Below are 17,317 nucleotides of genomic sequence, written 5' to 3'. Positions count from 1 at the left end.
GCCAGTGTTGTCGCTTCGCTTTCAATCGGCTTGCCGAGCACCCGAACGTCACCCCGAGTCGGTATCCCGGTGAGGTGGCTTCAGCAAAACGGGCGTTGTATTCAGGAAGTATTTTTGACTCAACTTGCATTGTGAATTCGATCGAGTATGGTCTTGTGCGATCCAAACTCGATCGAGGCAAAATCGTGCCCTAAATATTGACAGTATACTCTTCGATAATTTCGATAATTTTTAGCTGTGCGTTAGTCGGTTCGTCGATCGGATATGTCATTAAATAACAGTTATTTTACCTAGATTTTGTTTGCGTACTCCATTTCAAAAAGTATATTTACGGGATTAGATTCACAATTTATCGACATTTACATCTCTGATTTTTAGATAAAAATACCGATGTCAGTCTCAAGAGTTTGTCGTTATGCTATCTTTGTAATTTTTTAATCATATTATTGAAACTTACTCTCGCTGCTATATGAGACACCAAGATATCAAGCAAACTCTAATCGATCTTCCGGATGATGCACCTGAAGCACTGGTTGATAGTCTTTGTAGCCCTACTTTTTTAGAGTTGTTAGGATTTAGTATCCAGGAACGAGTGCCTCAATACTTCACAGGTGATGGAGCACAAAAAGTTGACTATGCACTTCGTCACAATACTGATAGAGATATATTTATCCAAACTCAAGCGAATCCCGAGATTTTAGTCGAATTAAAAGGGAAAGATATTAACCTGAGTGAAGGCTCAGCACAGTATAAATCAACAGTTAAACAAATCAAAAAATATTTACTATCTCCAAACTGCAAAAGTGTCCGATGGGGAATTATTACAAACTCATCTCATATTCAGCTCTTCCGAAAATATGGAAAAGTGATACACCCGGCAACTCCATGCTTAGAGATAACCCTCGATAACGTTCATGAAATTATTCGAGAAATTAAGACTAAAATTGAGCCTCCACTACAAGCCTTAACTGTGGCTGTTTACAACAATAAAGGTGGCGTTGGCAAAACAACAACCACTCTCAACTTAGCTGCAACTTTAACCTACCTAGGTAAGAAAGTACTGGTGGTAGATTTTGATGCCAACCAGCAAGACTTAACTAACTCGCTGAAAATCAAACCGGCTGCTCGAACTTTATATGCTTGCTTGAGCGATAAAACTGTAGATATTCGGGATGTTATTCAACCCTATACAGTTCATAACAAGACCAAAAATAAAGAGCGAACATTTGATATTGTTCCTGCCGATGATGAATTAGCTATAAAAGGAGAAGACCAGCTCAGACAATTATTTGACATCAAACGATTGAGAAAAGTCTTAGAATCCCTTCAATCTGAGTATGACTATATTTTAATTGACTCTCCTCCCAATTGGCGCTTGTTCAGTCAAAGTGCAATTTACGCGGCTGATGTGGTTCTCATTCCCACAAAGCATAATAATGTTTTTTCCTTAGATAATGCGGCATTAGCAATTTGCGATTTTATTCCCCAAATTCAGAAAGAGAGAAAAGATGGGGGTCCGATCGCCCTACCAATCTTCTTTAATGGAGAAAAAATAACGGAAGCGCAACGTAATACAGTCAACTCAACCTTAATAGATATTATTAAGCAAACGAAAAAAGAGTATGGTTTCAATTTGGAACCCTATTTTTACCCTCGCTGTACTAAATCTAAAAAGAATCATTATATTTTTGAACTCCCCAGCTATGCCAATATTGCCAATGCTGCTTTTTCTAGAACCCCAGCAGCCTACAAAGATAAAACTGCACATGGCTACTACAAAGATTTAGTGAACGAGTATTTTCTACAATGAGCAATCTCAATAATATCGGCAACCTCATGCATCTATATATGGATGAAATTGAGCCGGGATATCCCACAGATGCCTCTGATTTTTTGATTCAAGCAACGGCTAACACTCTCAACGCGACAGATGGACGAAATTGGATTCCTGTGATTGTGCGAGAAATTGGTGAAGATCGATATCAAGCGATCGGGAATGCCTTTGTTTACGCTGTTGCAGAAGAAGCTGGACTCGAAAGAGTTTGGTGTATTATTGCCGATGATGACGATAAAACTGCAGAATCAGCGAAAATTTTAGCGCGAGAATCTCTGCCGAAAATTAATCTTTCCTCTGCTACCCGAGATGAGATTAAAAATGCGCTGCAATATCTCATCGAAAAACCCGGTAGTCCCCTCAAAAGTGTCAAACTTTCTGTTGCTACAAACAAACTTGAAGCAGCACCGCGTCAGTACTGGAAAACCTTCGATCCCATTTCTAAGCTCAAATGTGGGATTACGAAAGGGAAAAAACTCAAGTCGTTAGAAGAAGTCTTTTACCTGACACCGCAACCGATGCCGGAGAAAGTGCAGGAATCCGACGATCTAGATCTAGAATTTTTGACGGTTACCGAACTCAAGAAAATTGCGAAGGAACGAGGATGCACCGGCTATTCTAAGAAAAAGAAAGCCGAACTAATTGAATTACTCAGTCAGTAAATTCAATTAGTTGAAGAGTATCGCGCTAATTTGAAGTCACGTTGGCTTGGCTGAAGGTATTACTAAACTTCACCCATTCTGCCACCCCCAAATCTTCCGCACGCGCTTGGGGATTAATACTCAGCGCATCCAAAATTTCTGAAATTCGATCGCGATCGAAACTTCCTTTGAGATTGTTCCGTAACATCTTCCGCTTGCTGGAAAATCCTTCGCGCACCAAACGATCGAGCATCTTGGGATTATCGGCGGGAATTTCGATTTCTCGAGGAAACAAGCGTACCACCGCCGATTCCACTTTGGGCGGGGGATAAAACGCTTTGGCTGGAACTGGACACACCAACTCGCAGGTGGCTAGATATTGTACCCGGACTGATAGGGCGCCGAAGGTTCTCGAACCGGGTTTAGCACACAGGCGATCGGCCACTTCTTTTTGCAACAGTAACACGATCGACTCGTAGGGTGTGGGGTTGGGCGCGGCGATCGTGCCGAGCAGCTTTTCTAAAATCGGACCGGTGATATTGTAGGGAATATTGGCCACCACTTTATTCGGTTGGTGAAAGATTTCCGGCGCGTTGCCAAGAATCTCCGGTAAATTTAGCTCCAAAAAATCCCCTTCCAGCAGGAGAAAATTCTCAGTTTCCCCCAACTTTTTCACCAGCTTGCGACACAAATCCCGATCGAGTTCTACCGAGACTAAAGAATTTACCCAAGGCAACAATTTGCGCGTCAGCACCCCCGTTCCCGGTCCAATTTCCAAAACCCGATCGCGATCGGATAATTGGGCAGCTGCAACAATGCGATCGAGAATTTTGTCGCTGCGCAGCCAATGTTGGGCAAATCGTTTTCGAGGACGAGGCATGGTTTATCGCTATAGCCAGTTGTATTGTGGACGGTGTTGGTGGGCAACGGGAGCTTCGGCGGCTTTGGGGGCAACGGGAGCTTCAGGAAGAGTCAATAGTACATAGTGGGAGCATCTTGCTCCCATTCCCCATTCCCCGTTCCCCATTCCCCATTCCCCGTTCCCCATTCCCCGTTCCCCATTTCCCATTCCCCATTCTCCCCCTCAAAGATTCATCGATCGCGAGTCCGTACGAGAATGACGGTACACTTGCAACCTTGGACGATCTCCCGAGCGATGTTACCGCGAACGACCCGCGAGAGCAAGCTTTGACGACTGGCACCGAGGAGAATCGTATCGCTGCGACGGGTGCGGGCAATGTCGAGAACGGTATCGGCAACGGAAAACCCGAGGACGGATGCGGTGGTAATCGGACAACCGAGTCGATCGAACAAAAACTGTTTGGCTTCGTGCAAGGGAGTGCGATCGGGTTGGGGTTTTGTGGGGTCTAAGACTTGAACCAGATGAATGCTCGGCGTTTTCCCCAAGCCAATCAACGCGGGGAGCAATTGCAGGGCTTCGCGAACGTTCGGGCCGCCCCCGACGGGAATCAACCAGCGCTCGAAGTGGGGAAGTCGATCGAGCGGTTTATCGGTTTGCCCCCATCGAATCGAGACCAGATCGCAACTCGCCTGCCGAATCAGGGTATCCACCACATCGCCAAAAATACGATCGGGGGTGAAACTGCCACCTTTCCAGCCCATTAACAGCAAATTGATATGGCGCTCCCGAATGGTTTCGAGGGTGGCTTCGGAAACGTCGTGAGCGACGCGAATTTGGGTGTGTACCGAAAGGTGACCCTGCTTGCCAACCCGCTCCCCGCAACGGAGCAAACGCCGCCCCAGGGTCGTGCGGACGGCGGTTTCCGAGGGAATTTGGTGGCGGGGAATCGAAATGATGTTGAGGCATTCCATTTCAAAGCGTCGCTCGCGGGCAATGGCAGCAGCCATCTGAAGTAGCATCGGTGCAGTGTGGGGGTTTGCCAAGGGAACGAGCAACCGTCCGCGACCGATTTCCGGGGCGCGGGTTTGATAGGCAATGTAGGAGGGGGTGCCGCGAACTCGTTCTTCTTGCCGACCCCCCAGTACGTCGGCTTCCACGCGAATAATATCGCTGCGGGTAATAATTCCCACCAAACGCCGCCCCTCCGTCACCGGTAATCGACTAATCTTATAGCGGTTGAGCTGGTACAGCACGTCGCTGAGGGTATTCGTCGGTTGAACGGTGACCGGTTGCGGGGTCATAATGTCCCGTAACAACGTCTCTTCAGACACTCGACGCTGATTCAAATCCGGCAGGTCGCTTTGGGAAATCGTCCCCACCAGCAAACCGTTTTCCACCACGGGAAAGCCGCGATGGTGAGAGCGCGAGAAGGCTTGACGCACCCGATCGAGGGTGAGGTGACTTTCGAAGGTTTCCACTTGGCGCTGCATGACATCGGCCGCACTTAGATGGGTTAACGTGGCGTTGCCGGAGTAGTCGCGTTTGAGATCGATGCCTTTTGCCGCTAGCAGCGCGTCGTAAAGAGACCCGCGCACCACCTTTCCGGAGATGATAAATGCCGTCACCGAGGTAATCATCAGGGGCAAAACGAGATTGAAGTCGGTGGTAATTTCAAAGACAATGGCGATCGCCGTAATTGGGACTTTCGCCACGCCGCTAAAAAATGCTCCCATTCCCGCCAAGGCATAGGTGGCCGGTTCGCCGATGCCGAACAGCGCTTGAGAGGATAACCCCACCAGAGACCCCAACGCGGAACCGAGAACCAGAGACGGGGCGAACAATCCCCCCGGCGCGCCGGAACCGTAGGCGATCGTCGTGAGGGCGAACTTCGTGACAAAGGCGATGGCGACGATGCCGATATTCGCTTCCCCGGTACTGAGAAATTCCCGCAGTCCGGTATTATCGCGAAAGGCAATGGGAAATAGGGCGATCGCCGCGCCGGATACTAACCCCGCCAATCCCATGCGCAGGGGCAAACTGAGTTGGATAAACCGACGGTTGAAATTGAGGCCGGCAACGATGCTGCGGCTGAATAGCCCGGAAAATAAGCCGGCGATCGCCCCAACGAGCAATAGAAAAGGAATATCCAGGGCTGAGAAATTGGCCCGCGATGCCACCAGTTCCAGGTTTAAATCCCAGTCACCCCCCCCCAGCAGCCGGGAAATCACTGCCCCGACGAAGGAAGCGAGAATGGCAGAACCTAGGGTGAAGCTGGAGACATCTTGCAAGAGTTCTTCAATCACAAACAACACCCCGGTAATGGGGGCGTTGAACCCAGCGGCTAATCCCGCAGCCGCCCCGGCAGCAATCATCTGACGGCGATAGTCGGGAGAGGTGGGAACCCACTGACTCATCCACGCCGCGAGGGATGCGCCGATTTGTACCGTCGGACCCTGTCGCCCCAGGGTTAACCCCGAACCCACGGCAAAAATCGTACTTACCATTTTGACGGCGGCTACCCGCAGGTTCATCGCTGTCGGCACCCCAGCCAGCATCGCTTTGACTTGAGCCAGTCCCGTTCCGGACGCTTCTGGGGCGAAGTATTCGACAAGACCTCCCGCCAGACATCCCCCCACCAATCCGATGGCAGGGAGTGCCAGGATAGCGGGAAATTCCTGAGATTGGGAGACGCGCCAAGCCCCCACATTTCCGACGCCTTGCTTGAGGGAGACTGCAGCCAATGCAGAAATCAGACCGATGGCGCAGGCTTCGAGAAACGCAAAGCGTTTGGGGGGTAGGAGAGATTCGATAAATCGGCGCGACAGCCACGGCGGACGGAAATATGACACGCGCAGTACCGATCGTATGAGGTTGAAATCGAAAGTCTTGGAATCGAACAGTTAGGATCTGACTTTATTCTCATCTTAGGACGATCGCGTCGCAATCTCTCCAAGGTTTTTAAAGGGAGTTGTCAAAGTTGGGTTCGATCTGCGAACATTAGCCATCGCAAGGGAACCGTCCTAGATCGTCTCAAAGTTGTCGGAGTCTAAATTGTTGAGATTTGGATCGATCTTCAAGATTTCTACCTCGTCACCGGTCTCATCTGTGGGATTATAGTAGACCAAACCCGTATTCGACTCATAAACGATCGCCGCATCTTGGACGCCGAGTTCGTCTATTTGGTTGATGGTTCCGAATTCTGCCCTCAAGGTATCATCGAGTGCTGGGAAAAGATCGGCATCTAACTGAATTCGATCTTCAGTCGGATTGAAGTCTGTGATGGTATCGACACCTAAAAACGGGTTATCTTTTGAGATCGCTGAAAGAGTATCTCCTGGTGAAATCGTCAAAAATTCTAACCGAAATGTATCTTCACCCAAACCTCCAGTTAGAAGGTCGTTTCCTTTATCTCCCGAGATCAGATCGTTCCCGTGACCGCCGTTTATAGTATCGTTTCCTTGACCGCCATAGAGTATATCTTCTCCCTGTCCGCCGTCGATTAGATCGCGACCTTGACCTCCAAAAGCCAAGTCGTTACCGTTCTCACCGTGAATACAATCATCTCCAGGACCGCCAAGTATTAGATCGTGACCTTGACCGCCATGGAGTATGTCGTTACCTTCACTACCTACAATTAAGTCGTTACCTTGATTACCAAAGATAATATCGTTTCCTCGATCTCCGAGTAGAAAATCTGAATTATTTCCTCCAAAGATTAAATCGTCACCTTGACCGGCGTAAATTGTATCTCGTCCGTCACCACCATCGGTCAAGTCGTTACCTTGATTACCAAAAATGAGATCGTTTCCTCGATCTCCCGAGATATAATCATTACCAGAATTTCCCCGCAACGAATCTTCATTTTTGCCACCATAGAGACGATCGTCTCCTTGGTGACCTGCAAGTGAATCGTTACCTTGTTTTCCAAAGATTAAGTTATTGCTTGCATCTCCAACTAGAATATCGTTTGCATTAGTTCCTTGAACACGTGAGTCCGCGTCACTTTCTGTTGAAGAAAAATGCTCCGAGATAGCATTTAAGAATGTCTCATATTTAATATCGCCTTCACTTGAATTGATGCCGGATTGCCCATCTGAATTATTTGCGGTTACGATATCAAATGGCAAATCGATTGCCTCATTGTGATTGTTGCGCTCTAAAATTACCGACATTTACCCCTCTAACAGGCATAATAAATAACAAAAAATTAGAATGGAGTTGAAATTAAATTTTTCAAGGTTTGACCTTGATTATTCATCGAAGAAAATAAATTGAAAGAATCTCGCGATTGTCTTTTTGTTTGTTTGTCTCTCCTGATTTGAACATTTTGGGAGAGATATAGCTGATTTTTTTGATTGATGCTTCCTTCAAACGCTCAGTCTCTTCGAAAAAAAAATTCTTCGTCGATCTCAATTATCAACATTGCCATTCCAGTGTAACTAACGAAAATATGTACGTGACCTGAGTGAAATTACGGATTTTCAATAAAGATTAGATAAAATTAGCTTGACTAAAAGTTTCTGGCGAATATAATCTCTACTTTGAAAAGTCTTCATAGATAGATTTTCTCGATCGTAGGATGGCTAAGGTTTTTTGCTCGGGGATATCACCTTGCCAAAAGAGATCGGACAGGTTCGAGGTTCTGTTAACATTTGATACTGGAAGTCTTTACCCGCAGTGTTTGCGAAGCATGTCGCTCGTACCGATAAAATTCAGCGATCGCATGGGGTTGAAAGCCAAATGTCAACACAGCCTAGTGCAGCGCGGCAGAAATAACTGACCAGCTCTCAACAACTGAAAGCTATGAACAATAAGCATTTTTAATGCGCGCATTTTTAATTCTGCGTAGCAGTACTAGTTCTACAAAATTCCTAGCATTCATGTCCGTATCTAAATTCGACGATCGCGACAAAGCTCTGAGTCGCGATCGAGATTGTCGGCGTACAGTTTACAATGAACCCTAACTCGATCCCCCATCTCAACGATCCCGTCATGTCTTTTTCTGGCGACCCCGGCTTGGCAAAATTGATGCAAAGCATGACCCAAAGCTTGACCCAAGACGCTTTAGTCGAGCGAGAAACCGATCGCCTGCGAACAACCCTTGAGGTCGATCGAGTGGTGCTGTACTATTTTTATCGGCAGTGGCAGGGGCAAGTCACCTTTGAATCTTTGAGCCACCATCGGTTTTCCATCCTCGGCACGACGGGTGCAGATGAGTGTTTTAACGATGAATATGCTGCCATGTATCGAGAGGGGAGAGTTCGGGCAATCGAAGATATTGACGTCGAACCCATTCACGGGTGCCATCGTGATTTCCTCTGCAGCATTGGGGTGCGCGCAAACCTAGTCGTTCCCATTCTCGCAGGAGAGAGTTTGTGGGGATTGCTGGTTGCCCATCACTGTCAGTCTCCTCGTTTGTGGTTGGCTTCTGAGATCGAAATGATGAAAACTAGCGCTCGTATCCTGGCACAGACCGTCTCAATTCGGTAATGTGAGGACAGCGATCGGCAACCCGTTCGAGAGAAGATGAAAACGACTTCATCTAATAGGGCGATCGGGAACCCCAGTACGCGACCTCGCAAGAGATCGATTCTGTCGCTACACCCGACATTAGAATGAACCATTTGCAAGATCGGCATATCTTATGACACAAGATCCACAGGCTTTGCTGCAACAACTCAATACGCTCCAGACACAAATCTTAGAGCTGGCAGCCGCCTCCAATTTATCTCCCATGCCCGCGATCGGGGAGAAGACAACCCTTGCAGACTTGAAATCCGTACTCCAACAGCTGGCATCGTCGAGTCCTGGAGTCGATCGCGACAATGCACTCGCCACCCTCGATCGATTTCTCAGTCTCACCCACCAAGATTTAGCGGACTTTCCCCCCTTAGAAAAATATAAAGACCAAGTTCGAGAATTTCGGCAAAAAATTGCCAGTGTTTCAGAAACTCAAGCGCAAGCCGACGTGCAAAGCTTGGCTGAGGGTCGCCATCCCATCGCCCTCCTCTTGAGACTGCTCGAACAACCCGATCGACTCGACGATCGAGAATGGGCGAAAATGACGGAAGTCGTCGCCAAATCCTTCGGTCAGACGATTGCCGTCGCCGTATCGAGAGGTAAACTCGTTCTCGGCAAAACCCCCGCAGTTGCAAGTACCCCCAGTCCGACGAGTCCGACGAGTCCGACGAGTCCGCCACCGAGTTCTAAAGCGGCCAGTTCTAAATCCGATGTCTTTATTTGGGGGGAAACCCAAAAAGCAGATCCAACCACCACAGCGGCAACGGCGAAATCTCCTGCCAAATCTCCCATCGTGTTCGGGGCAAAAAGTTTGGGTCTCCAAGAAAGCGCACCTCCGGCTAAAGCCACTCCCCCGGCACCGACGATTCCCCTCAAAGTTCTCGTTCACATTCAAGGCATCGGCGATCGAGAATTTGGGGCGCGGGAGTTTGCCGGAACGCGGGGTCAATCTAAGGGAATCGAAGGCTTCGGTGTCGAATTCATTCAACCGATTCCGGACGTGCAACTCGAATATATGGCACATTTAGCCGATGTGGGCGATACTCCCTGGGTTGCTAGCGGGAAATTCATCGGGACGCGGGGCGAGAATCGCCGGATGGAAGGCTTTGCTATTCGCCTCACGGGGTCGGCAGCCGATCGATATCAAGTTTGCTACGCCGCCCACATTCAAAATGTCGGCGATTCTCCAACCCTCAGCAACGGTCAGTACTGCGGCACCCGCCAAAAATCCCTCAAAATTGAAGCTCTGAAGGTTTGGATCGAGCCGAAGAGTTAAGGTCTCGGGAGCTTCAGGGGCATCGGAGGCTTGGGGAGCATCGGAGGCAACGCTAGCTCCCTTGTCCCCCTTGTCCCCTTGTCCCCTTGTCCCCTTGTCCCCTTGTCTCCCTTGTCCCCTTGTCCCTAAGCTTCGAGGGCTGTTAACAAGCACAACAACAACGCTTCCGTCCACTCGACGATCGCGCCGTAGGTATCTCCGGTATGACCGCCGAGTTTGTAGTTGAGCCACGCGCCGGTGAGGATGGCAATCGCGCTGCCCCCCAAAACCATTCCCACGGCAATTAACCAGCGATCGGGAGCGATCGGAATTTGCGTACCGCCGAGTATCAATAACAACACCAATCCCGGTATTAACTCTAAGGGCGATCGAGCTTCAGCTTTGTGGATTGCGCCTTTTCCCGTAGATTTCAGGTAGGGATAGCGGACGATCGCCACGAGTTGTCCCCAGCGCCCCCACCCAGCCACCGCCATCAGCGCCAGCCATCGGTACTGTTCGAGATCGGCCAAGGCTGCAGTTTTCAGCAAAATTACTGAGATGGCTGCCATTGCCCCAAAGGCACCCGTCACGCTATCGCTCATCACTTGTAACCGCCGTTGGGGGTCAGGCACTGCTAGCCCATCAGCCGTATCCATGACACCATCTAAATGAAGTCCCCCGGTAATGCCAATGCCGGCAACAACGACCAGGGCACTTCGCGTCAGAGCGGGCATTCCCAGCCACTGCAAGCCTAGATCGAGTAGCCCCATAAGACCGCCAACCAACAGGCCGATGAGGGGTGCAACCCGCGCGATTCCCCGAAATTCTAACGTCCAAGAGATGGGAACGGGCAAGCAAGTATAAAAGGCGATCGCCGCTGCGACAACCTGTCCTTGTTGCTGCCAAAACTGAAAACTCAGAGGAGATACCGATGGACGATCGCTCATAATATCTTTCTCCCAACTTCTATGTTCGGCCATTTGACCGATACCTCAAGGGACTGACCTGTGCCAAAATTGAATTGTACCGACTACATCTATCCATCGTCTTTTTTTCAGTAAAGATTCGCACTCACAAGTAAGCTTGCTCCCTACAGCACTTTCAGGTTTTGGTAAGATCCTATCTAAACACTTTGGAGATCTTTCAACCGGCGCTTAGGATTAAAGATGTAACACCAGAGGCTTGATTCCATGATTGAAGGTTCTTCAGATACTCGATCCCCGGCTCCGTGTATTATCGATACGGGAATTATCGTTAATAAACGCGATATGCAGAAGGTTTTAGCCGATCTCGATCGCGTTCGCTATCTCCACATTCAAGGTGGAAAACCCCTCAGTCGCGGTGAAGGGTACGTCGTCGAAGTATTTGCCGACCCCCATCATGCCACGATCGTCACTAATCATTCCCTGTACTTGAACGTTAACAGTTTTGACTGCTTGGAACTCAAGCAAGGGGTTAAATCCCAGACCTACTTCGATTTAGTTCAAGAAGGACGTATCCTGCGTTTGGTTCCCCTCACCAGCCCCCTCAAAGACGAATCCGCCGACCCGAATATGAATTCGGCAACCTTAGAAGCGGCTTTGGCACAAGTGATTGCAGCGAAGCTCGACGCTCAGTTGGATGAAGGTGGCGATATGGTTGAAGATTGGGGATTGGGAAATAGCGATTGGTAATTGAAGGGATTTCGACTCCCCTGCTCGCGTTTGTCCGGATTTTTGTCTGCCTGTGGTATCGATTGAAGTTTCTATGTGAGTCATCTCTCTTACCCAGAGACAAGTTAATTTCGAGTCGATTCTACCCTCTCCATTGCAACGAACTCAAAATTCGCATACCCGAAAGCACGGTCAATGAGACTGTTATTTTTTCGACGATATCGATGTGAGATTTAACTGGCTTCTCGCTCCAGAAATAAAGTCACAGGCCCATCATTTTCGATCGAGACCTCCATCATTGCTCCAAACTTGCCGGTTTCGACACGCAACCCACTCTGACGTAACTCGCTGACGAACTGTTCGTACAATTGTCGGGCCGGTTCGGGACTCGCAGAACGATCGAAGGACGGACGACGACCCTTACGACAGTCTCCGTACAGCGTAAATTGACTGACGACTAATAATTCACCCCCAAGATCGAGTACGGATTTGTCCCAACGACTAGCGTCTGTGGTGGGGTCGGGAAAGAGTCGCAAGTCCAAGCACTTTCGAGCCATCCAGCTCAGTTCGGCTGGGGTATCGGTACTGGCAATCCCCACCAGTAGGTTCAACCCTCGATCGATTTGACCGACGATTTCGCCGGCAACCGTGACTTGAGAGGATTTGACTCGCTGAAGAATAACGCGCATAAACGATTTTAGATTTTGGATTTTGGATTTTAGATGGAATTCTTCCATTCAACCCTAAAACCCTGACTCATCTGTAATTTTTTCTAACGTTTCTTTATTCTCCATGCTCTAAGTGTAGATTCGATCGCAGTCGCCACTGTAGGCGCGGACATTGGGGGATTATGATGATTTATTTATAGCGCGAGCAAGATGCTCGCACTAGTGCAGCACGGTAGAAATAAGTACCTAGCCTTTAACCCGCGAACGCTATGCGTACTGGGCATTTTGCATTTTTGACTTTGCACTTTTAATTCCGCGTAGCGGCACTAGTGCAATGCGGCACAAATAACAAGCTCGTTCTCAACCGGTGAAAGCTATGTACAGTAAGCATTTGTAATTTTTAATTTTGCGTGCATCGCGAGCGGTGTCGGTTTGAGTCCCGTTCAACTTTTCAAGACGCATTTTTAATTCTGCGTAGCAGCACTCGGTGTTAATTGAGACTGAGGAACGTGAAGTGGTTACCATTGTTGAGATCTAAACCCGTGACGCCTCGAACGATGCCGATGAGTTCGGTGCCGCCGAACAAAATTTGGGTATTTCCAGCTCGTTCTTGTAACGTATAATTAGCCGGCGAACCGTGAAGTTGAATTCTGTCTGAGTCTGCCTCCACGTGAAAATCGCGAATGAGAGCGAAGTCATCATTCCCCGCTGCGGTGTAGTAAGGCTGGGTAAAATCTCCGAGAACATAGGTGTCGCTATCGCCGCCACCCGTGAGAATATCTCGTTCTCCCGCCCCTCGATTGATGCCATCCGAACCACTAAGCGTATCATCAAACGAGCCACCGAATAAAGTATCGTCACCTTCGTTGCCAATTAGATAGTCAAATCCTCCATGCCCGTTCAGGAAATCGTTATCGGTCTCAACAATTTCGCGACTTCCATTCCCGGTGAGCGTATCGTCTCCGTTCCCGCCGAGGAGCCGATCGCCCTCCGTTCCCCCTGTTAAACTATCGTCTCCATTCCCACCCACAACGGTATCGGCTCCAGCACCGCCAAAAAGATTGTCGCGTCCGTTACGTCCTCGCAGATTATCGTCCGTTTCCGCACCCGTCAGGCGAATATCCCAAATGCCGTTATTAATCACCGAACTGGAGAGAATTGAGGTTCGACGGCCGCCGCGAATGCCTTCGTTGGCGTTCCCGAAAATGCGGCTGCGGGAAATGGCAACGGTTCCCAAACCGAGGTTATCGATTGCACCCCCCCCGAAACTGGCCGTATTGTCGCGAATCGTTGCGTTGGCGATCGCAATCTCTCCAAGGCTGTTGTAAATACCGCCGCCACTGAATCCAGCTTGGTTATTGGCAAAGGTACTCGCCTCAATCGTCGCATCACCGCTATTGTAGATGCCACCACCATTTTGCTGGCTATTATTGTTCGCAATTGAAGAGTTATTCTCGAGCGTGAGTTGGCTATCGCGGTCATTCCAAATGCCACCGCCATCTCGATCGGCTGTATTGCCATCGATAGTAACGTTGCTGAGGTTAACGCTGGTTATATAAGAAGCATCACCGCTATTGTAGATGCCACCACCATTCCCCGTTGCTGTATTACCGCTAATGGTACTGTCGGTGACGCTGAGGGTACTAGCCGTTTCGATTTCATCGTCGCTCAAATTGGCAATCCCGCCACCGTGGCTTCCAGAGGTATTATCCCTGACAGTACTACTTGCGATCGTCACATCACCGTAGCTGGAAATCCCGCCGCCTTGTGAGTTAGCTGTATTGTTGGCAATCTGGGAGTTGTTATTAACAGCCAGTGTCGAGTCATAAGCGTTAAAAATTCCACCACCTTGAGATCTCTTCGATAGATTGCCGCTAATGGTGCTGCTGCTGACGGTGAGACGATCTCGGTTGTAGATGCCACCACCGGTAGAACCAGCAGTATTGTCCCGAACCGTACTATCGACAATAGTTGCGTCACCGTTATTGAAAAGACCCGCACCATTAAAATCAGCGGTATTATCAACAATTTGGGTGTTATTTTCGATCGTTAGGGTGGATGCAGAACCGCTCCAAATGCCGCCACCGCGTTCGGCATCGTTGTTACCGATCGTTGTATTGCTAATGCTTGCCGTTCCCTCCGAATTCAGGACTGCTCCACCATTGCGATCGGCTCGGTTACCGGTTAAGGTGCTATCCTCGATCGTGAGATCTCCTTGGTTGAAAATTCCCCCTCCATCAGAGAGATCGTCGCAAGAGCTATTCCGATTATTGCTAATCGTACTGCCGCTTACCATCAAAGTTCCGTCGCTGAAAATCCCCCCACCATGTCCTTCGCCGGAAATGTTGCCATCTAGGGTGCTGTTATTGAAGGTTGCCGTTCCTCCCAAATTCGCAACCGCTCCGCCACTGTTACCCGCTCGGTTGTTATTAAGATTGCTATTGTTAATAATGAGATTTCCCGTACTGGCAACCGCTCCACCATTGTTCCTGGCAAAGCTATTTTCAACGGTACTGTTTTCGAGGGTTAAGTTTTCCGTATTGAAAATCGCGCCTCCATCGAAGGCATGACCATCGACCATTCGCAGTTGTCGAATCGTGACATCGACATCGGCGATGCCATCCCCATCGTCAACGATAAAAATTCCCGAATCATCGTTGCCGCTCAGAGTCAGTCGGTTGCCAAATCCAACAATTGTCAGGTCGTCTTCGATCGCAATTTCTCCTAAGGTTAAATTCAGAGTTTGTCCGTCGAGGGCACCGTTGAAGCGAATGGTATCTCGTCCGGGATTATTGTTGGCAACTTCGATCGCATCCCGTAGGGAAACGTCACCATCAAAAATATTGCCGTCTCTTTCGTCGGTGAGGGTATTGACAACATAAGTAGCCATTGTTGGTAATTCCTATTTTTGAAGTAAACGTAAGTCTGCGGCTGGCGAACTGCGATCGAACGCGATCGATTTTTACTTAGGTGACGTTCGGGCGGTCGGCAAGCCTCCTGAAAGCGAGGCAACAATACTGGGTAAATCTCCTGGCTGGGGAGAACAGGACTCTGTTCCCCATTCCCCATTCCCCACCCTCACCTGAAACAGTCTTATCCAAAACTGACGTTAATCGATAGTTGAATCGGGTAGAAGATCGATCCATTCCCGGACGAGATCGACCATCGTTAACCCTTGAAGTTTGGCAGCGCGATCGAGCTTTCGTCGGCGTGCATCGCTCAGTTGAATTTTTAGAGTGAAATTGGGTTCCGAACTTAACTCGGGAACGAGCAAGCTATATAAAAAATGGCTTCGATCGAGGCCAGGCATTTTTGTCGACATACCAAGTCATCTCCCCATGTAAAAACACGAAAAAACCTTCAAGTTACAGCTAAATTCAATTCAATCGTGTAACTTAAAGGCTTCTCGCAAAATTCGAGGCAAAATTCTGCAACGCCGAGAATATTTTTACAAAGGTTTACATTATGCCTGCGAACGCAAGACTCAAAATTCCCCATTCTGCGTTTCGGACGATTCATCTTCTACGGGGAGAACCGATCCGACGATCGTGACTTCTGCCAAATTTCCCGCATCGATCGCATCTAACAAATTGCGCCAGGCTTGCTGAAGTTGGGGGTCTTGCGGTGATGCTTGCAAACGCTCTGCGGCTAGGTAAAAGGCATCGTACCAAATATCGGGGAGAGCCGCCTGGATACTGCGATCGCGTTCTGGGGTTCGTGCCACTCGCTGCACCCAACCGTGTACTTCCAAATTCGGTTCGGGGATGGTGCTGTCTCGACAGTAGAGTTGGAAATACCAGTGGTAGTACTGTTCTTGAGCCAGAGCGTATTCTGGCGTGGCGGGGAGAGTGATGCTGACGATACCGGGTTGTTCGGGTAGTGCGAATCGAGTTTTGTAGAGGCGCTCTTGCTCTCCAGGCCACAGGAGAACTGAAAATTCGCCATATTTGACCTCATCGGCACTGAAAGGCACGTAGAAGAAAAACGTTGGATGTTCGGACACCGTCAAGACCGGATTTTCCATGGGAATCAGGGCTTTGAGGGTATCGTCAGTACTGTTGCACGAAGAGGCAAAGGGGTTGAGCGCGCCACCGGGTTCCGTTTGATTCGGCGGTGGGGTGGATGGGGGGTTGGGCGGACTTTCGCGGCGTTCTTGTTGGAAGTGCGATGTTGAATTGGGGGAGATGCGATCGAGGTTCGAGGCCGGTGCGGGTAGCCCGAATCCGAGCGTCCCCAGGGCGATCGCGCCAACAAAAAGTCGTTGCCAGATAACTGATTTGAAATTGGGATCGTTCATGAATTGTTTGTCAAACTCGAAAATAAGCCATGCGATCGACGGCTTCTAATATGGCAGAAGTCGATGCATTAGATCGTCGTGATGAAGAGACTGCTGGTGAAAACTCAGTTTTCGTGTGGACGCTATCGGAGTTTGAAGTGCATTTTCTCAGATGTCGAATAGACTTCTCCAGAAATCAAAACTCAAATCAATTTCAATAGTTCAGTCATGAATTGATTCTCCCTTTCCCCCTTAACCCTTCCCCCTTAACCCTTTTTCTCCAGATGTCTAATGGCAATACGCAGATAATCCAGAAGTGGATTCATCGAATTCGATCGGTCTGCCGCTTGCATCCGATGAGCGATCGAGTTTCTGCATTCTCCACAAACTAGGTACGTCTCGATGAGGGGAAGTTATGCATATACAGCCACCGCTATATGAACTAGGATACTCGTGAGGGTGTGCTTCGGAGGCTTCGGGAGCGAAGGGGGCAGGGGGGGAAAGACCTCGGGTGAATTACACAATGGTTCGATGTTGTCTTCAGTAGAGTGGCGACTGCCGTAGCACGACGGAAACGGATGAGGGTAGGGAGGCACAGATGCAAAACTC

Annotated in this window: 14 protein-coding genes; 5 read left to right on the top strand and 9 right to left on the bottom strand. The window is 49.0% G+C overall.

All coding sequences use genetic code 11. The features are described 5' to 3' along the window. Positions 1-469 precede the first annotated feature (469 nt). Positions 470-1,810, top strand: coding sequence for a ParA family protein (locus AC2215_RS15120; RefSeq protein ID WP_486810846.1), 1,341 nt, complete (start codon positions 470-472; stop codon positions 1,808-1,810). Then, positions 1,807-2,496 carry a Rho termination factor N-terminal domain-containing protein gene (locus AC2215_RS15115; RefSeq protein ID WP_486810845.1) on the top strand — a complete coding sequence of 230 codons (690 nt, stop codon included), beginning with the start codon at positions 1,807-1,809 and terminating at the stop codon, positions 2,494-2,496. Before AC2215_RS15120 ends, AC2215_RS15115 begins: the two co-directional genes overlap by 4 nt. A 25-nt stretch (positions 2,497-2,521) precedes the next feature. On the opposite strand, the gene rsmA is transcribed toward AC2215_RS15115, so the two are convergent. The 4 genes from rsmA to AC2215_RS15095 form a co-directional block, all read right to left on the bottom strand. After that, entirely contained in the window at positions 2,522-3,355 is an 834-nt protein-coding gene (gene rsmA / locus AC2215_RS15110; protein ID WP_486810844.1) for a 16S rRNA (adenine(1518)-N(6)/adenine(1519)-N(6))-dimethyltransferase RsmA, read from the bottom strand. A 9-nt stretch (positions 3,356-3,364) separates the two neighbouring features. Then, complete coding sequence (locus AC2215_RS15105) at positions 3,365-3,544, bottom strand: hypothetical protein (RefSeq protein ID WP_486810843.1); 180 nt, start codon at positions 3,542-3,544, stop codon at positions 3,365-3,367. Between the two features lie 23 nt (positions 3,545-3,567). Further along, positions 3,568-6,186 carry a chloride channel protein gene (locus AC2215_RS15100; RefSeq protein WP_486810842.1) on the bottom strand — a complete coding sequence of 873 codons (2,619 nt, stop codon included), beginning with the start codon at positions 6,184-6,186 and terminating at the stop codon, positions 3,568-3,570. A gap of 171 nt (positions 6,187-6,357) precedes the next feature. Next, positions 6,358-7,464: a calcium-binding protein gene (locus AC2215_RS15095; protein ID WP_486810841.1), complete on the bottom strand. Its 1,107-nt coding sequence runs from the start codon at positions 7,462-7,464 to the stop codon at positions 6,358-6,360. Positions 7,465-8,290: 826 nt separating this feature from the next. Between AC2215_RS15095 and AC2215_RS15090 the strand changes: the two genes are divergently transcribed. Next, positions 8,291-8,827 carry a GAF domain-containing protein gene (locus AC2215_RS15090; RefSeq protein WP_486810840.1) on the top strand — a complete coding sequence of 179 codons (537 nt, stop codon included), beginning with the start codon at positions 8,291-8,293 and terminating at the stop codon, positions 8,825-8,827. 154 nt (positions 8,828-8,981) lie between these two features. Next, positions 8,982-10,133 carry a hypothetical protein gene (locus AC2215_RS15085; protein ID WP_486810839.1) on the top strand — a complete coding sequence of 384 codons (1,152 nt, stop codon included), beginning with the start codon at positions 8,982-8,984 and terminating at the stop codon, positions 10,131-10,133. A gap of 125 nt (positions 10,134-10,258) precedes the next feature. Here the strand turns inward: AC2215_RS15085 and cobS are convergent, their stop codons facing one another. Beyond that, positions 10,259-11,059 carry an adenosylcobinamide-GDP ribazoletransferase gene (gene cobS, locus AC2215_RS15080; RefSeq protein WP_486810854.1) on the bottom strand — a complete coding sequence of 267 codons (801 nt, stop codon included), beginning with the start codon at positions 11,057-11,059 and terminating at the stop codon, positions 10,259-10,261. Between the two features lie 321 nt (positions 11,060-11,380). On the opposite strand from cobS, the gene AC2215_RS15075 reads away from it, so the two are divergent. After that, positions 11,381-11,785, top strand: coding sequence for a hypothetical protein (locus AC2215_RS15075; RefSeq protein ID WP_486810838.1), 405 nt, complete (start codon positions 11,381-11,383; stop codon positions 11,783-11,785). A 212-nt stretch (positions 11,786-11,997) separates the two neighbouring features. On the opposite strand, the gene dtd is transcribed toward AC2215_RS15075, so the two are convergent. The 4 genes from dtd to AC2215_RS15055 all read right to left on the bottom strand — a co-directional run bounded on the left by dtd (position 11,998) and on the right by AC2215_RS15055 (position 16,729). After that, a complete protein-coding gene (dtd, locus tag AC2215_RS15070) occupies positions 11,998-12,453 on the bottom strand; it encodes a D-aminoacyl-tRNA deacylase (protein ID WP_486810837.1) in 456 nt (151 codons plus the stop codon). 469 nt (positions 12,454-12,922) lie between these two features. Next, positions 12,923-15,322, bottom strand: coding sequence for a beta strand repeat-containing protein (locus AC2215_RS15065; protein ID WP_486810836.1), 2,400 nt, complete (start codon positions 15,320-15,322; stop codon positions 12,923-12,925). A 219-nt stretch (positions 15,323-15,541) separates the two neighbouring features. Next, entirely contained in the window at positions 15,542-15,754 is a 213-nt protein-coding gene (locus tag AC2215_RS15060) for a hypothetical protein (RefSeq protein WP_486810835.1), read from the bottom strand. Positions 15,755-15,916: 162 nt separating this feature from the next. Next, positions 15,917-16,729 carry a DUF928 domain-containing protein gene (locus AC2215_RS15055; protein WP_486810834.1) on the bottom strand — a complete coding sequence of 271 codons (813 nt, stop codon included), beginning with the start codon at positions 16,727-16,729 and terminating at the stop codon, positions 15,917-15,919. Positions 16,730-17,317: the final 588 nt, after the last annotated feature.

Source organism: Zarconia sp., assembly GCF_057467645.1.
Note: the sequence above shows the minus strand (reverse complement) of the source record. Positions and strands in the feature narration are given on the sequence as shown.